Below are 16,611 nucleotides of genomic sequence, written 5' to 3'. Positions count from 1 at the left end.
GTAGGTGTTGTACATCTCGTCTACGTCGACGGACGGCAGCACCGAACTGAAGTTCTCGCGCTTGGGGGTGACGGCCATGCCGCCGTTGACCAGCGAGCCGCCGCCGACGCCGCGGCCCTGGTACACGGTGATCCCGCTGAACTCCTCGGCGTCCAGGATGCCGGTGTACTTCGGGATGTCCTGGTCGATCGGGAAGCCCAGGAAGTTGCTCAGCGGCTGCTTGGTCTTGGTACGCAGCCAGAAGGAGCGCCCGTCCGGCTTGGTGGTGTGCGCGAAGATCTTGCCGTCCGAGCCGGGGGTGTCCCAGGCCATGCCCATCTCGACCATGTGGACGTCGACGCCGGCCTGCGCGAGGCGCAGCGCGGTCACCGAGCCGCCGTAACCGGTGCCGATGATCAGGACCGGGACGCGGGCGCCGTTGTCGATGGACGCGGCGGTGGCCGCCTCCGCGGCGGACGCCTGGGCGGGCAGGCCGAGGCCGCCGATCGCGGCGGCACCGAGCACGGCACCGGTGCCCGCGACAAAGCCGCGGCGCGAAACGCCCTGGGAACGCTCGTCGTTCTGGGTGGCGTCACTCATGTGACGTCCTCGCTTTCAGGGGTAAGTGGAACGCGATCTGTCGGTTCCGGCCGAGCGGCCGGCCTTGGATGGAGCGGCAGAGCAGCGGTGCGGTGATGCGGTGGAACGCGGGGGGCTGCAGCTTCGGGGTGGTGCGGGCCGACCTGGACCGGGCGGTGCGGTGCCGTGCGGTGTGGTGCGGCGGCGCGATGCGGCGGCGGGCCGGCGTACGGGCAGAACGGCATGGCCGCGTGGCGGGGCAGCGGCGCGGCGGGATGGCCGCGTGGCGGTTCGCCGGCGGTTCAGGCGGTGCGCGGGTCAGGTACGGCGGGTCGAGCGGGCACAGCGGGGCGAGCGGATCGAGCAGGGCGAGCAGGCGCGGCAGACGGGCGCCGCGCGGGCCGGGCGGTGGTGCGTCGTACCGGCGGGCCGTGCGTCTCCGCAGGCCCGGCCCGGGGGCCGGGGCTTCCCCGCCCCGGCCCCCGGACGGCTCAGTGCGCGCCGATCATGCAGACGCTGTCGATACCGAGCACGTGGTTGAGGCGCCCGAAGGCGATCCACGAGCCGATGGCCATGCTGAGTTCGACGATCTCGGCCTGGGTGTAGTGCGCCTTCATGCGCGTCCAGAACTCGTCGTCGAGGTTGTGGTGGTCGAGCGCGTACCGCTCGGCGTACTCGGCGGCCAGCCGGGTGCGGTCGTCGAACGCGTCGGTGGTGCGCCACTCTTCGACGGCGTCGATGAGGCTCTCCTCGACCTTTTCGCCGTCCCGCTCGGTACGCCAGTCGAGGCAGAAGATGCACCCGTTGATCTGGGCGATGCGCATCCGGGCGGCCTCGAACTCGCGCAGCCCCAGCTTGCTGTGGTCGTAGACGGACATGGAGAAGGCCGCGGCGGCGACCCCGATCTCCGGGACCATCTCGGACCACACGTAGGGGATGGCGTCTTCGCCTTCGGGGATGTCGATGATCATCTGGGCTACTTCTTTCTTCCGAGCTTCCCGACCGCGGCGCGGAGCGGGACGTCGAGGGCGTCGTAGAGGCCGGGCGGGTTCTCGGTGAGCCAGTCGATCGCGTTGACCAGGCGCCCGACCGCGGTCGCGTTGCCGCCCGCGGACCGGTTCTCGCCCTCGTCGGTCGCCTCCACCGTCACCTCGATCCGCGGAGTCCCCTCGATCACCACCCGGTGCGCCCCGTCCCCGCCGTCCGGCGGCGTGGGCCAGTCCGGCGCGCAGGAGGGGTGGATCCGGGTGACGTGCTCGATCACGATCCGCGGCTCGCCGTCGACGATGCCGATGACCTCGAACCGGACCGCGCCCTGCGTGCCCGCCTCGAAGGTCCCCATCAGCCGGGTCTCCACGGTCGTGTCCAGGGCGCGGCGGTCCACGGTCTCGCGGATCTCGTCCAGTTCGACGCCGAGGGCGCGGGCCATCATGCGGATCTGCCCGCCCCACACCATCGTCGGCATCTCCGGCCACAGCATCGGCGGCCCGTACTCCAGCGGGTGCCCCATGCCGATCAGGTTCCGGACCGAGTCCTCCTGGTCGTAGGTGGTGTAGTCGAAGATCTCCTGGCAGCGGATCACCTCCACCCGCGTGCCCAGACCCGAAATGAGCAGCGGCAGCACGTCGTTGCCCCAGCCCGGGTCCACACCCGAGACGAACAGCGAACCGCCGCCCTCCGCGACCGCCGCCACCACCGGGTCGCGGAACTCCGGCGCGGCGTTGACCGGGTCGTACAGCGGATACAACGCCGGCGAGACCACCACCGCGCCCGCGCGGATCGCCGCGCAGATGTCCTCCAGCGCCTCGTCCGGGCGGATGTCGCCCGACGCCGCATACACCACCGCCCGCGGACCCGACGCCAGCACCGCGGCCACATCGTCCGTCGCCGCCACACCCAGCACCGCATCCATACCGGCCAGCTCGCCCGCATCCCGGCCGACCTTCGCCGCCGAGTGCACGACCACCGCCGCAAGCTCCAAAGCCGGATGCGCATCGACCGCACGAATCGCCGCGCGACCGACATTGCCCGTGCCCCAGACCACCGTGGAAATCATGCGGCGGACGCTAGCAACGGGCTTGATCACTGAGTAGTCCTGTTACTTCACAGTCCCGGTTCCGCTTTCCGGGCCCGGCGGGCTGACCTGCACGGTCGCCGGAAGGGCGATCTTCCCTGCCTGGAAAAGGAGTTCGACGAACGTCGACATTCGCTCGACGAGTGGTCGGAATCGGCGGGGGCCGGCACCGCGCGGTGCGCAAACCGGTGCATCGTGGGCCTGCCGCGCGGCGGCGGCCGGGCCGGCCGCCCGCGGGGCGGTCCGGCAGCGGCCGGAGCGGCGCGGACGGCCGTCCTGCGGCTCTCGGCGGGGGGGCGGCGAGAGCCGGCCTCGTACGGAGAAAGGGGCAGGCCGGGGGGTCACCACACCGCGTGCAACGGAAGGCAGCGCAGGTTCTCCGGTCCGCGGGCTCCCGTTGCTCCCCGGCCTGCGTCTTGATCGTATGGACGGCGGTGCGCGGCGGCCAGCCTGTCGGTTCACAGGGTGCCCCCGGGTGTAACCGGCGGTACGGTTCGGCGCCCCTCGGCTGCCGCCGGCCCGGGTAGTAGCATCCGCCTCTGCGGTCCCCCGGTGTGCGGGCCTCGGGCCAGGAGGAGGAGACCTGATGTACACGGTGGTCGTACGCCTTCCCGACGACGGCGATCCCGACTCCGGACCGGAGTGGGAGCTGGGCCCGGGCGAGACCCTGGACTTCGGCCGGGCGGAGACCGCGGACATCCATATCCCGATCTCCACGGTGTCGCGCTCCGCGGGCCGGATCACCGCGGCCCGCGACCACTGGCTGGTCGACAACCACCACGAGTCGCGTCCGCTGGTGGTGGAGAGCCTGGACGGCGGCGGCGAGTTCGTCAAAGTGCCGCCGCGCCGCGTGGAGTACCCGGTGGCGTTCGAGCTGTCCCGCATCCTCCTCGGCCCGGAGCGCGTCCCGGGCGCCGCGGTGCATGTGTACGCACCGGCGCACCGGTACGCCGACCCGGGCGAGCGCCCCTCCGAGGGCGGCACGACGGTCGTGATGGCCAACCTCAACCAGGAGGCCACGTACTTCCTGGTCCTGGTCGCGCTGTGCGAGGCGCGGCTGTTGGACGGCTCCTCGGTCGCGGTACCCGGCGACCGGGACATCGCGGAGCGCATCGCGGGGTCGCCGATCCTGGGCCCGAAGGGCCTGTCGTCGCGGGGCGTGCAGTTCCACATCGACTACATGGCCACCCGCAAGCTCCACTTGGCGGACCCGGGCGGCGGCGCCCGCAAGCACTGGCGGCGCGCCCAGTTGGTCGACATGGCCCTGAAGTGGAACTACGTGACCAACGACCACCTGGCCCTGCTCCCCCCGGGCGGCCCCCAGCACCACCCGCACGACGAGCCGTGACCTGCCGCGCCTCGGCACCCGAGCGCGGCTTCGAGCCGCGCTCAGGGGGTCGTGTGAGGCGTCATCGGGATGGCCTGGATGCCGGTGGCCGCGGTGCGCAGGAACAGGGTGTCGGCGTGGACGAGTGGGGGCGTCGCCGGGGCGGTGGTCGGGTCGGGGGCTCCTGCGATGCGCCACAGTTGGGTGCCGGTGTGCAGGTCGAAGGTCGCTGCGGTGGATCCTGATGCGGTGTGGACTCGGTCGTCGACGATGGTGACGGTCACCGGGGCTCCCGGGGCCGCGGTCTGCTGCCACTGGACGGTGCCGTCGGCGGTGCGGACGACGGCCGCGCTTCCGTCGTCGAGGCCGACCGCATAGGTGCCGCCGGTGGTCGCGAAGCCGGTGACGCGGCCGCGCGGGAGGACGGTGAGTTGCTCGGTGTCCGCGGCGGAATCCCAGCGCAGGACCGACGGGAGCGAGCCGGGGGCACCGTCGTCGGCGCAGTGCAGGGTGCGCGCGGTGACGGCGAATCCGGCGCGGCAGGCGGTCCGGACCTCGCGGCGGGCGAGGAGCGCGGGTTGGGTGGGGTCGACGACCACGAGCTGGGTCGAGGCGCCGCGGCCTGCCGGGCCCGGGTGCCGGTAGGCGAGGTAGACCCGGCCGTCGGCGAAGCGGGCCGCGGTGTCGTACGTGCGCTGCTCGAACGGCAGCGGTACGTCCCAGCGCGAGTCGGTGCGTCCGTCCGCGACCGACAGGGCGACGAGGCCGCGGCCGGTGACCGCGAAGACGTGGCCGGCACCGAAGGCGACTGCAGGAGTCCGTCCGTCGGCCGCGGCGGGGATTGGCGTGGCCCAGCGGATCATGCCGTTTGCGGTGTCGTGGGCGCCGATGACGATCTCGGGGTCCGCAGTGTCGTCCGCCGGCGCATCGCCACCCGGGCGCCCGGCGACGAGGAGCATGCCGTCGACGACGCCGAGGAGTTCGCCGACGATGCCCTGGTGCCACACGACCGCGCCGGTCGCCGGGTCGATGCGCGTCACGAAGCCGGCGGGGTCGCGGGCGGCGGCCGGATCCGCGCCGGGGACGCGTACGCCGGTGCAGTAGAGCGCTTCTCCATCGTGCAGGCACTGGTTCCGCAGGCCGACCGCGGCCGGCAGCTGCCATGGGCGGGCCCCGGCGGGCTGCGCTGCGGCGCCGCTCGCGTAGAAGCGGGTCCCGTCGGCGCGGCCGCCCGGGACGCCCTGGATCGGCGGTGCCGCGGCCGGGCCGCGGGCCGTCTGGGCGGTGAGCGGACCGGGCAACGTCTCGGCACCGGCGGCCTGTTCGGTCGCCCGAGCGCCGCCGCCAGAGATGTCGATCCCGTACAGGAGCCACCCGACGAGGGCGACGGCCGTGGCGAGGACGACCGCGGCGGAGGCCGCGGTCCGGGGCCGGAGCGGGACGCGGGGCGCGGCGGGCAGCCGGTGCGCGGTACGCGCGTGGCGGCTTCGTTCCTGCACCTCGGCGGCGCGGATCGTGCGGGCGCGGCGCAGGAGTTCGGCGGAGGTGTGGCGGCGCCTGGCCTGCTCGTCGGGGGTGAGGCAGTCCGCGACGAAGCCCCGCCAGCGGGCGGGCAGCACGCCGAAGTCCACGGACGGTTCGCCGCGGGCATGCCGGATGGCCTGGAACTGCCGGTCCGAGGCGCTGGCGCCGGTGAAGGGCAAGGTGCCGGCCAGCAGCCGGTAGGCGATGACGCCGAGCGCCCAGACGTCGCGGCTCGCACGGCTGCGCAGCCCGCGGACGGTACGCGGCGCCGAGGCGAACTCGGGCGGCGTGTAGTCGCTGCTGGCGCGTGGCGGCACGTAGGCGTGGGTGCCTTCCAGCATCGCGCTCAGGCCGAAGTCCGCGAGGCGTACCGAGCCGTCGTCGGCGAGCAGGATGTTGGCGGGCTTGAGGTCGCCGTGCAGCCAGCCGCCGGCGTGGATGTGCGCGAGCCCTTCGCAGATCTCCTCGATGAGCCGGGAGGCCTCGGCGGGGGCCACCGGTCCGGCGTCCAGGACCTGTTCGAGGGAGGAGGCGGCGCGTTCCATGACGATCGCGACCGCGCCGTCGGCGTCCGCGGCCGCGGCGTCGGCGGTGGCGACGGTGGCTATTTCGAGGGTCCGGATGAGGCGCGGGTGGCTCATCCGGCTGCGGAAGCGGGTCTCGCTCTCCGCCATGTCGCGCAGCACCGCCACGTGCCCGGGCGTGGTGTGGCCGGACGGGATGAATTTGACCGCGGCGGCGACCGGTGCGCTCGGCACTCCGTCCCGGGCGGAGCCGTCGGCGCGGGCCTCGTAGACGCTCCCCCAGGCGCCCGTGGCGATGCCGGCGCCGACCGTCCAGCGTCCGACGCGGAAGCCCGCGGGCACGCGGACGGCCCACCCCGGGGTGTTCGGCAGGGTGTTCGCCGGGGTGTCTTTCCCGGGGGCCACCGGGAAGCGGTTGCGGGGCATTTCGTACCTCCGTGACGCGGTGTTCCTGAGCGCACCGTTCCTGGGGGCAGCGCGGCGGCGCGGCCCGTACGTCGGCCGCGGCCGTCACCCCGGGGCGACCGGGGCAGCCGCGGCACCGGCCGGGGAAGGCGGCCCGGCTCCCGTGGCGGCGTCGAGGGCGACCAGCTCGGCCGTGTCGGACCGGTAGCCGTCGGTGCGCTGCAGGAGGCACAGGACTCCGCCGGCGACGACGGCCGCGACGCGGTATCCGGGAAGTGCGGCCGCGGGGGCGGTCCAGCGCGGCGTGCCGTCCGCGGCGTGTACGGCGCTGAGGCGGTGTCCCGCGCTGTCGTCCTCGAGGTAGACCGCATCGCCCCAGGCGGCGACCGCGGCTCCGGGGCGCACCCAGGCGATGCGCCCGGTGCCGGTGTGCAGGGCGTGGACCGAGCGGGGGCGCTGCGCGGTGCGGCGGGCTGCCGGGGACGCGGCCGCCTGGGACGGGACGGGGCTGTCGCGGGTGGTGATGTAGACCTGTCCGGCGCCGGTGAGGAGTTCCGCGGGCCCGGCGTCGGAGGGCAGGTCGTGCCGCCACTGCTCCTGCCCGGTGGCCGCGTCGAGGGCGATCACGGTCTCGGCGGCACCCGCGGTCCGCGTCGCGAGGAGGACCGGGCGGTCCGCCGGCTGCAGGGCGAACGACGAGCTGTGCTTGGAAAGTTCGGTCGCCACCGCGGCGGTCCAGCGCAGCTCTCCGGTGGCGGCGTCCTTGGCCTGGACGCGGTGCGCACCGGCGACGACCAGCAGCGGGCCCGCGTCCGGGTCGGCGTCGGCGTCGGCGTCGGGTTCAGGACCGCGGTCGGCGTCGACGGTCGCCTCCCGGTCGACACGTGTAGCAAGGGGCCCCGGCGGCGCAGCGCGCTCCCGCGGTTGCCGGGTCCAGAGCACGTGCCCGTCGCCGGGTGCCACCGCACCGCCCACTCGCAGGACGCACACGGTGGCGTCGGCGGCCACCGGCTTGTCGAGGAAGTCGACGGGGACGGTCCACAGTTCCGTGCCGGTGCGCGCGTCGAGGGCGTGGAGCCGGCCTTTGCCGGTCGCGTACAAGATGCCGTGCGCGAGCAGCGGTTCGTGGTGCGAGCACTGCTCTCGCCGCCAGAGCGTGCGGCCGGTGGGCACGTCCACGACCTCGACGCGCCAACGCCCGATGCCGCCGGTGGCGATGGCCACGAGTCCGTCGCCCGTACCGCACAGCTGCGCATGCCGGCCTTCGATCCGGCGCACCCACGGTGCGAACCGGATCGTATGCCGCGATATCGGCTTCGTCCCCGGCACTGATGCCTCCTCGCCCCACCCCGTGGCTCCGCTTCCCCCCGCATGAATAACATAGTTATCCTCGTTGCACGACGCCGGGATGCCGGAAATGGGACGGGCATTACCTGCCCGGCCGATCCTCCGGCCCGGCAACCGGAAGGTGCCCCCGATGTCCTCCATGCGCTCCCGTACGCTCGACGGCATGGCCAAGACCGCCCCCTTCACGCTGGACGCCGCCGAGATCGTCGACGCGGCCGCCGGGCTCCTGTACGAACAGGGCCTCGCCGGGGTCACCATGCGCAGCGTCGCGGCCCGGCTCGGCGTTTCGTCGATGCCGATCTACAACCGGTTCGCGAACAAGAACGCGCTGCTGGACGCGCTGGCCGAGCACGTCTTCTCGGACGTGGCCCCGACGCCGCAGGCCGGTGAGGCGTGGCCCAGGTACGCCGCCCGCTGGGCGCGTTCGCTGCGCGCCAAGCTCCGCACGCTGCCGGACGGCGCCCCCGGCCTCCTCACGCTGTCCGGCAGCCGGGAAGGCTTCACCGCGGCGTCGCGTCCGCTGATGGCCGCGCTGCAGGCGGGCGGGCTGACGGTCACCGACGGGGTGCGCATCTGCCGCATGCTGACCTGGACGACCATCGCGATCACGCTGATGGGCTGCCGGAACGAGAGCGACGACGAACTGCACCCGCACGCCAACCACATCACGGCCGACGAGGCGGACGAACTGTTCGACCTGCAGTTGCGGCTGCTGCTCCAGGGCCTGGCCGGGGAGCATCCCGCGGCGGCCGGCTGACCTGCCGCAGGGGCCGCACCGGCCCGGGTCCGCGTCCTCGGGCCTGAACCATCGGACAGCGGCCCTCGGTTCCGGATCCCGGACCGGTGCGGCGAGCGGGTCGGACGCGCGGACGTCCGGCGCGCATCCTCTGCGGCCGTCACCGTCCCGGAGACGGCGCAGCCCGCCGGGCACCTCGCCGGCGGCGGCACGGCAGGCCCCGGCTCAGCCCTGCCGACGCGTACGCAAGGGTCCCTCGCCGCATGATCGTAGGCATCCGGGCCGCCGCCGGAAACCTGTCGGTTCACAGGGCGCAAGGCGGCCCAGCGGTCGCCCGAGGACCCCCGCCACCTCTTGAGCAGCAGTCGACTCGCTCTGTGCACGGCCGCGTTCAGCTGTCGACGCGCTCCCACCCGCGCCGCGGCTTCACCTCGCCCAGCTGCTTCGGGTCGCGGCTGCGGTAGACCACGTACGGGCGGAAGAAGTACTGCAGCGGCAGGCTGAACATGTGGACCAGCCGGGTGAACGGCACGATCGCGATCAGGAACATGCCGACCACCGCGTGGACCTGGTACGCGAGCGGCACGCCGTTCATCAGGTCGACCTTCGGCTGCAGCGTGAACAGGCTGCGTGCCCAAGGGGCGATCGTCTCGCGGTAGTTGTAGCCGCTGCTGATGGAGGAGTGCGCCAGCTTGGCGGTCAGGCCGAGGACGATGTTGCCGACCAGGAAGACGTACATGAACTTGTCGTTGCCGGTGGTCGCCCGGAACACGGGGGCGTTGGTGCGCCTGCGGTAGACGAGCATCAGGATGCCGGCGATGGCCAGCACGCCCGCGAGGGTTCCGGCGAACAACGAGATCAGGTGGTACCCGTGCTCGCTGATACCGATGGCATCGGTCCACGAGGCCGGCACGAACAGGCCGAGCAGGTGTCCGCCGAGGACCGCGAGGATGCCGTAGTGGAACAGCGGCGAGGCGATGTTCAGCAGGGTGGACTCGTACACCTCGGAGGACCGGGTGGTCCAGCCGAACTGGTCGTACTTGTGCCGCCACCACAGACCGCCGACCAGGCTCGCGAAGGCGACGTAAGGCAAGGCCCCCCACAGCAGGATGTCCATCAGTGCTCTCCGGTGGTCAGCAGGGGCAGCAGTCCCAGGTGTCCGTACGGCTCCAGGCCGACGTCCTCGGACGGCGGTCCGCTGCGGATGAGCGCGCGGGCCTCGGCCCGGTCCTTGGGCGAGGGTCCGGGCAGCGTCGCGCAGACGCCGTCCAGGACGAGTCGGTACGGGGTGTCCGCGTCCACCAGGGCCAGGCGCAGGAGTTCGAGGGCCGGACGGTGCGCGGCGAGCAGGCCCGCGGTGCGGGCGGCGGCGCTGAATTCGAGGACGACGGGCAGGTAGTCGGGCAGTTCCTCGGCCCCCGCGGCGAACTCGAAGCCGTGGGCGCGGTAGTGCTCCTTGAAGCGCACCAAGGACTGCCCGCGGCGGCGGGTGTCGCCGTCGGTCCACCAGCTCAGGTACAGCCCGGCGCGCGCGAAGTCGAAGACCTGCACGTAGTGCTCGGCCAGCTCCGCGGTCGGAGTGCCGGCCGCGTGGTCGGCGAAGCTGCGCAGCCGGTCCGCCCCGGGCCCCTTCACGTCGGCAAGTGCCGCACGGACCAGGGGAAGTTGTGCGGCGAAGGCGTCGTCCGGGTAGCCGAGCAGGCAGGCCGCGGCCTGGTGCAGCAGGGCCTCGTCCTCGGTGGTGCCGGATGCGGCGGCGACGGTGGCACTGCTCATTGGGCGTCCCCGGGGTCGTCGGAGGTCTGGCGGCGGCGCATGATGTGGAAGCTCTCCACGGACACCAGCGGCAGGGATTTGCGGCCGGAGTCGGCGCCGAAGGGCCCGTCGCCGCCCATGCCGGGGCCGTCCTCGTAGTCGAGGCTGCAGCCGTCGGGCAGGGCGCTCTCCTCCAGGCGGCGGGCGTCGCCGGCCGCCGCGGTGGGGATGACGTACCGGTCCTCGTATTTGGCGATGGCCAGCAGGTGGTACATCTCCTCGATCTGCTCGGGCGTCATGCCGACCGCGCCGGCTGCCGAACCGTCGGGTGTGCGGCCGAGGTTCAGGTCGCGCATGTGCGAGCGCATGGCGGCGAGCCGGTCGAGGGAGGCGCGGACCGGCGCCGGGTCGCCCGCGGTGAACAGCTCGGCCAGGTAGGCGATCGGGATGCGCAGCGCGTCGATGGCCCCGAAGAGGTTGCCCGCCTGCTCGCCGTCGTGGCCCGCGGCGGAGACCGCCTCGACGACCGGGGACAGCGGCGGGATGTACCAGACCATGGGCATGGTGCGGAATTCCGGGTGCAGCGGCAGGGCGATCCGGTACGTGCTGATCAGCGCGCGGACCGGCGAGCGGCGGGCTGCCTCGATCCAGTCGTACGCGATGCCGTCGCGCTCCGCGGCGCGCCGGACCTCGGGGTCGTCGGGGTCGAGGAAGACGCCCAACTGCGCCTCGTACAGGTCCTTTTCGTCCTGGACGGAGGCGGCCGCGGTCACCTTGTCGGCGTCGTAGAGCAGGACGCCGAGGTAGCGCAGCCGGCCGACGCACGTCTCCGAGCACACGGTCGGCAGTCCGACCTCGATGCGCGGGTAGCAGAAGGTGCACTTCTCGGCTTTGCCGGTGCGGTGGTTGAAGTAGATCTTCTTGTAGGGGCAGCCGGTGACGCACTGCCGCCAGCCGCGGCAGTCGTCCTGGTCGACGAGCACGATGCCGTCCTCGGCGCGCTTGTAGATCGCCCCGGACGGGCAGGCGGCGACGCAGGCCGGGTTGAGGCAGTGCTCGCAGATGCGCGGCAGGTAGAACATGAAGGTCTGCTCGAACGCGAAGCGGACCTTCTCCCCCACCTCGGCCTGCATGCGTTCGACGACCGGGTCCCGGGTGCCGTGCTCGGGCATGCCGCCGAGGTTGTCGTCCCAGTTGGCGGACCATTTGACGTCCATCGGCTTGCCGGACAGCAGCGAGCGCGGCCCGGCCACCGGGTAGTCGTCGCCGAGCGGGGCGTCGGTGAGGGTGCGGTAGTCGTAGGTCCAGGGCTCGTAGTAGTCCTGGACGGTCGGCTGCACCGGGTTGCCGAAGATGGTGAGCAGCTTCTTGAGCCGGCCGCCCTGCTTGAGCTTGAGGCGCCCGCGCCGGTCGAGCTCCCAGCCGCCCTGCCACTTGTCCTGGTCGGCGTAGCGCCGCGGGTAGCCCTGCCCGGGCCGGGTCTCGACGTTGTTGAACCACGCGTACTCCATGCCGGAGCGGTTGGTCCAGGTCTGCTTGCAGGTGACCGAGCAGGTGTGGCAGCCGATGCACTTGTCGAGGTTCATCACCATGGCGATCTGGGCCATGACCCGCATGTCAGTACTCCACTTCCTGCGCGCGGCGGCGGATGACGGTGACCTCGTCGCGCTGGTTGCCGGTCGGGCCGAGGTAGTTGAAGGCGAAGGAGAACTGTGCGTAGCCGCCGATCAGGTGGGTGGGCTTGAGCAGGACCCGGGTGAGCGAGTTGTGGATGCCGCCGCGTTTGCCGGACGCCTCCGCCTTGGGCACGTTGACGGTGCGTTCCTGGGCGTGGTGCATGTAGACCGTGCCGGTCGGCATGCGGTGCGAGACGATCGCCCGGGCCACCACGACGCCGTTGCGGTTGACCGCCTCGATCCAGTCGTTGTCGCGTACGCCGATGGCGGCCGCGTCGTCGACCGACATCCAGATGACCTGGCCGCCGCGCGAGAGCGCGAGCATGAACAGGTTGTCCTGGTACTCGGAGTGGATGGACCACTTGTTGTGCGGGGTGAGGTACCGGACCGTCACCTGGCGCTGCCCGTCGGGGCCGAGCTGCGGTTCGCCGAACAGCCGGTGCATGTCCAGCGGCGGCCGGTAGACCGGCAGTGCCTCGCCGAGTTCGTGCATCCAATCGTGGTCGACGAAGAAGTGCTGGCGCCCGGTGAGGGTGTGCCAGGGCTTGAGGTGCTCGGTGTTGGTGGTGAACGCGGTGTAGCGGCGTCCGCCGGTTTCGCTGCCGGACCATTCCGGCGAGGTGATGACGGGTACGGGTGCCGCCTGGGTGTCGGCGTACGTGATGCGCTTGCCTTCGTGTTCGGCGGCGAGGTGGGCCAGTTCCTGCCCGGTGCGCTCTTCGAGCTTGCGGAAGCCCTGCACGGCGAGGCGGCCGTTGCTGGTGCCGGACAGCGCGAGGATGGCGTCGCAGGCCTTGCGCGCGGTGTCGAGGGCGGGCCTGCCGTCGGCCGGGCCGCCGCGCACCACGCCGTTGCGGGCCCGGAGTTCGTCGACTTCCTCGTCGGGCATGAACGCGACGCCCTTGGTGGCCAGCCCCAGTTTCTCGACGAGCGGTCCGAGTGCGGCCATCTTGGCGCCGACCGCGGTGTAGTCGCGCTCCACGACGGTGAGGTTCGGCATGGTGACGCCCGGGATGGGGGCGCACTCGCCGGCCCGCCAGTCGAGGGCGACACCGCCGGGCTGCGCGGTCTCCCCCGGCGTGTCGTGCAGGAGCGGCGTGGCCACCAGGTCGCGGCGGGTGTCCAGGTGCCCGCGGGCGAGTTCGCTGAACCGCCCGGCGATGGCGTGGAACGCGTCGTAGTCGGTGCGGGACTGCCAGGCCGGGTCGACCGCCGGGGTGAAGGAGTGCACGTAGGGGTGCATGTCGGTGGACGACAGGTCGTGCTTCTCGTACCAGGTGGCGGCGGGCAGCACGACGTCCGAGAGCATCGTGGAGGACGTCATGCGGAAGTCCAGCGACAGCAGCAAGTCGAGCTTGCCCTCGGGGGCTTGGTCGCGCCAGACCACGTCGCGCGGGCGCCGGTCGGGCGCGGCTTCCTCGGCGCGCAGGGAGGAGTGGGTGCCGAGCAGGTGCCGGGTGAAGTACTCGGCGCCCTTGGCGGACGAGCCCAGCAGGTTGGCCCGCCACAGGGTCATCACGCGCGGCCAGTTCTCCGGGGCGTCCGGGTCGTCCGCGGCGAACTTAAGCGTGCCGGCCTGGAGCTCGGCGACCACCCGGGCGGCCGGGTCGTCTCCTTCGGCCAGTTCGAGCGGGTTGCGGTCGAAGGTCGGGTACGACGGCATCCAGCCCGCGCGCGCCGAGTACGCCAGCAGGTCGGCCCCGGTGAGTCCGGCGAAGCGCCCGGTGCCGAGCGGGGAGGCGAGGACGTCGGCGGAGAACTGGTCGTACCGCCACTGGTCGGTGTTGAGGAAGAAGTACCCGGTGCCGATCATCTGGCGCGGCGGCCGGTGCCAGTCGCCGGCGCCGGCGAGCGTGGCCCAGCCGGTGACCGGGCGGCACTTCTCCTGCCCGACGTAGTGCGCCCAGCCGCCGCCGTTGCGGCCCTGGCAGCCGGTGAGCTGCAGCAGAGCCAGGAACGACCGGTAGATGGTCTCCGAGTGGAACCAGTGGTTGGTGCCGGCGCCCATGAGGATCATGCAGCGCCCGCGGGACTCCTCGGCGGTGCGGGCGAATTCGCGGGCGATGCGGATGCACGCGGCGGCCGGGACGGAGGTGTGCTGCTCCTGCCAGGCGGGGGTGCCGGGCGACTCGGGGTCGTCGTAGGCGCGCGGCCACGTGCCGGGCAGGCCTTCGCGGCCTACCCCGTACTGGGCGAGCAGCAGGTCGAACACGGTGGTGACCAGCGGCCCGTCCGGTCCGCCGAGGCGTACCGCGGGGACGCCGCGCCGGACCACCTCGCCGCGGCCCTGGCCGTGTGCGCCGCCTTCGGTGTCGAACCGCGGCAGGTCCACCTCGACCGCCTCGGCCCCGTCGGCGCCGTGCAGGGTGAGCCGCGGGGTCAGCCCGTCGAGGTCCAGGTTCCACTTGCCCTTGCCGGAGTCGGTCCACCGGAAGCCGAGCGAGCCGTTGGGCACCGCGGGGCGGCCGGTCGCGTCGTCCAGGACGACGGTCTTCCAGTCCGCGCCTTCTCCGGTGTCGCCCAGGTCGGCGGCGCGCAGGAACTTGGCCGGCACCAGGCCCGGCTCCGCGTCGCCGCGTCCGGTCAGCGTCACCAGGAACGGCAGGTCGGTGTAGGTCCGCACGTAGTCCTGGAAGAACGGCACCTGCCGGTCGACGAAGAACTCCTTGAGCAGCACGTGCCCCATGCCCTGGGCAAGTGCGGCGTCGGTGCCGGGATGCGGGTGCAGCCACTCGTCGGCGAACTTGGCATTGTCGGCGTAGTCCGGCGCGACCACCACGACCTTCTGGCCGCGGTAGCGCGCCTCGGCCATCCAGTGCGCGTCGGGCGTGCGCGTCACCGGGACGTTCGAGCCCCACATGATGAGGTAGGCGGCGTCCCACCAGTCGCCGGACTCCGGGACGTCGGTCTGGTCGCCGAACACCTGCGGCGAGGCCACCGGCAGGTCCGCGTACCAGTCGTAGAACGACAGCATCGGCGCGCCGATGAGCGAATGGAACCGGGCGCCGGCCGCGTGCGAGGCCATCGACATGGCCGGGATCGGCGAGAACCCGGCGATGCGGTCCGGCCCGTACGCCTTGATGGTGTGCACGTGCGCGGCCGCGACGATCTCCACGGCCTCGTCCCAGGTCGCCCGCACCAGGCCGCCCTTGCCGCGGGCCTGCTGGTAGCGGCGGCGGCGCTCGGGGTCGGCCTGGAGGTCCGCCCAGGCCAGCACGGGATCGCCGAGGCGCGCCTTCGCCTCGCGGTACATCTGCACGAGCACGCCGCGCACGTACGGGTAGCGCACCCGGGTCGGCGAGTAGGTGTACCAGGAGAACGCGGCACCGCGCGGGCATCCGCGCGGCTCGTACTCGGGGCGGTCCGGGCCGACCGAGGGGTAGTCGGTGGCCTGCGTCTCCCACGTGATGATGCCGTCCTTGACGTACACCTTCCAGCGGCAGGAGCCGGTGCAGTTGACGCCGTGCGTCGAGTGGACGATCTTGTCGTGGCTCCACCGGTCCCGGTAGAACGTGTCCGCCTCGCGCCCGCCGGTGAGCTGCACGCTGTGCAGGTCGGAGGCCGCCTTGCCGGGCCGGAAGTACTTCCCGGCCTTCAGCAGCAGCGCTCCCGGTTCGGTCGTCGCCTCGGGCACATCCGGCTCGTCCGGCACATCTGCCTCCGCCTGTCTGGTTCGTCCGCTTCATGAAAGCCGCTGAAGGCAGCCGCGAGGCAGCACCGGGCCTCCCGACCCGGCGAGCCGCTCGGACGGGTGACCGGCACTGCTCCGACCAGCCCCACGGATCCCCGAGGGCAAACCAGATGAAACGCCATTAAATAGGCGCTTTTGGCGAACGTCTTGATCTCGGCACAGAACCCGCTGCCTGGTTATCGCACCGGCTTATGGCGGAAAGAATGCTGCTGTGCGCCTGCCTGACCTCCGTACCGTGGCCGTTGTGCTGCTGTGCTGTGCCACGCTGCTGACCGCCGCCGGATGCAAGAAGGAAGAATCCGCCGGCGGCTCTTCCGTCACGCCTTGCCCGGCCCCGGCCGCCGCAAAGGCCGCCGCACCCGGCTCCGCCGCTGCGCGGACCCTGCCGGGCCTGGGCCAGAAGACGCTGGCGTCCGTCCCGGCCGCCGCCCGGCAGGTCCTGGTCGTCACCGGGGAGGGCCGCGACTCCGCGTGCGGCGCCGCGACGCTGTACGAGCTGGCCGCCGACGGCTGGCGCCCGCAGGGCACCTGGCCCACCCACAACGGATTCCGCGGCTGGACGGACGACCACCGCGAGGGCGATCTGCGCTCCCCCATCGGGGCGTTCACGCTCAGCGACGCGGGCGGACGGCTGGCCGATCCGGGCGCCAAGCTCCCCTACGACCGGTCCGACCTCTTCCGGATCAGCGGCCGCGGGTTCGCCGACGAGCCTCTCGAGGGGTCCTTCGACTACGTCGTCGCCATCGACTACAACCGCCGCAAGGGCACCTCGCCGCTCGACCCGCAGCGGCCGCTCGGCCGCGAGAAGGGCGGCGGCATCTGGCTGCATGTCGACCACGGCGGCCCGACGCACGGCTGCGTCTCGCTCCGCAAGGACGACATGCGCACCCTGCTGCGGGCCCTCGATCCGGCGCGCAAACCCGTGGTCGTGATGGGCGACGCCGCCGCCCTGCAGCGCTGACCGACCCGGCGGCCGAGCCCGGCCGCCCCTGCG

12 protein-coding genes are annotated in these 16,611 nt (G+C 72.7%); 3 read left to right on the top strand and 9 right to left on the bottom strand.

Annotation, left to right across the window (positions count from 1 at the left end; all coding sequences use genetic code 11):
• From LZ495_RS42115 to LZ495_RS42105, 3 genes are all read right to left on the bottom strand, one after another.
• Positions 1 to 579 (bottom strand): FAD-dependent monooxygenase (locus tag LZ495_RS42115; RefSeq protein WP_235058546.1); only part of this gene is annotated, 579 nt, incomplete at its 3' end.
• A gap of 470 nt (positions 580 to 1,049) precedes the next feature.
• Positions 1,050 to 1,529: a carboxymuconolactone decarboxylase family protein gene (locus tag LZ495_RS42110; RefSeq protein WP_235057203.1), complete on the bottom strand. Its 480-nt coding sequence runs from the start codon at positions 1,527 to 1,529 to the stop codon at positions 1,050 to 1,052.
• Positions 1,530 to 1,534: 5 nt separating this feature from the next.
• Positions 1,535 to 2,614, bottom strand: a complete 1,080-nt coding sequence (locus LZ495_RS42105; protein WP_235058545.1) for an NAD(P)H-dependent amine dehydrogenase family protein — start codon at positions 2,612 to 2,614, stop codon at positions 1,535 to 1,537.
• 604 nt (positions 2,615 to 3,218) lie between these two features.
• Here LZ495_RS42105 and LZ495_RS42100 point away from each other — a divergent pair.
• The gene (locus tag LZ495_RS42100) at positions 3,219 to 3,980 is read left to right on the top strand and encodes an FHA domain-containing protein (protein WP_235058544.1); all 762 of its coding nucleotides are present in this window, start codon (positions 3,219 to 3,221) and stop codon (positions 3,978 to 3,980) included.
• 41 nt (positions 3,981 to 4,021) lie between these two features.
• Here the strand turns inward: LZ495_RS42100 and LZ495_RS42095 are convergent, their stop codons facing one another.
• Together LZ495_RS42095 and LZ495_RS42090 are read right to left on the bottom strand one after the other, a co-directional pair.
• Entirely contained in the window at positions 4,022 to 6,433 is a 2,412-nt protein-coding gene (locus LZ495_RS42095) for a serine/threonine-protein kinase (RefSeq protein WP_235058543.1), read from the bottom strand.
• 84 nt (positions 6,434 to 6,517) lie between these two features.
• Complete coding sequence (locus LZ495_RS42090) at positions 6,518 to 7,741, bottom strand: outer membrane protein assembly factor BamB family protein (protein WP_235058542.1); 1,224 nt, start codon at positions 7,739 to 7,741, stop codon at positions 6,518 to 6,520.
• 148 nt (positions 7,742 to 7,889) lie between these two features.
• Between LZ495_RS42090 and LZ495_RS42085 the strand changes: the two genes are divergently transcribed.
• Entirely contained in the window at positions 7,890 to 8,516 is a 627-nt protein-coding gene (locus tag LZ495_RS42085; protein ID WP_235058541.1) for a TetR/AcrR family transcriptional regulator, read from the top strand.
• A gap of 370 nt (positions 8,517 to 8,886) precedes the next feature.
• Here the strand turns inward: LZ495_RS42085 and narI are convergent, their stop codons facing one another.
• From narI to LZ495_RS42065, 4 genes are read right to left on the bottom strand one after another with little or no spacing between them, the layout of a single operon-like run.
• Positions 8,887 to 9,612 carry a respiratory nitrate reductase subunit gamma gene (gene narI, locus LZ495_RS42080; protein ID WP_235058540.1) on the bottom strand — a complete coding sequence of 242 codons (726 nt, stop codon included), beginning with the start codon at positions 9,610 to 9,612 and terminating at the stop codon, positions 8,887 to 8,889.
• Positions 9,612 to 10,271 carry a nitrate reductase molybdenum cofactor assembly chaperone gene (gene narJ / locus LZ495_RS42075; RefSeq protein WP_235058539.1) on the bottom strand — a complete coding sequence of 220 codons (660 nt, stop codon included), beginning with the start codon at positions 10,269 to 10,271 and terminating at the stop codon, positions 9,612 to 9,614. Before narJ ends, narI begins: the two co-directional genes overlap by 1 nt.
• Positions 10,268 to 11,866 (bottom strand): nitrate reductase subunit beta, encoded by a 1,599-nt coding sequence (gene narH / locus LZ495_RS42070; protein WP_235058538.1) that lies wholly within the window; start codon positions 11,864 to 11,866, stop codon positions 10,268 to 10,270. The genes narJ and narH overlap by 4 nt, the downstream gene beginning before the upstream one ends.
• A 1-nt stretch (position 11,867) precedes the next feature.
• Positions 11,868 to 15,578 (bottom strand): nitrate reductase subunit alpha, encoded by a 3,711-nt coding sequence (locus LZ495_RS42065; protein WP_372498722.1) that lies wholly within the window; start codon positions 15,576 to 15,578, stop codon positions 11,868 to 11,870.
• A 274-nt stretch (positions 15,579 to 15,852) separates the two neighbouring features.
• On the opposite strand from LZ495_RS42065, the gene LZ495_RS42060 reads away from it, so the two are divergent.
• On the top strand, positions 15,853 to 16,578 hold the full coding sequence (locus LZ495_RS42060) for a L,D-transpeptidase family protein (protein WP_235058537.1): 726 nt from the start codon (positions 15,853 to 15,855) through the stop codon (positions 16,576 to 16,578).
• The last annotated feature ends 33 nt before the right edge of the window (positions 16,579 to 16,611 follow it).

The sequence above is a fragment of the Yinghuangia soli genome (assembly GCF_021502675.1).
GTDB classification, from domain to species: Bacteria; Actinomycetota; Actinomycetes; order Streptomycetales; family Streptomycetaceae; genus Yinghuangia; species Yinghuangia soli.
Note: the sequence above shows the minus strand (reverse complement) of the source record. Positions and strands in the feature narration are given on the sequence as shown.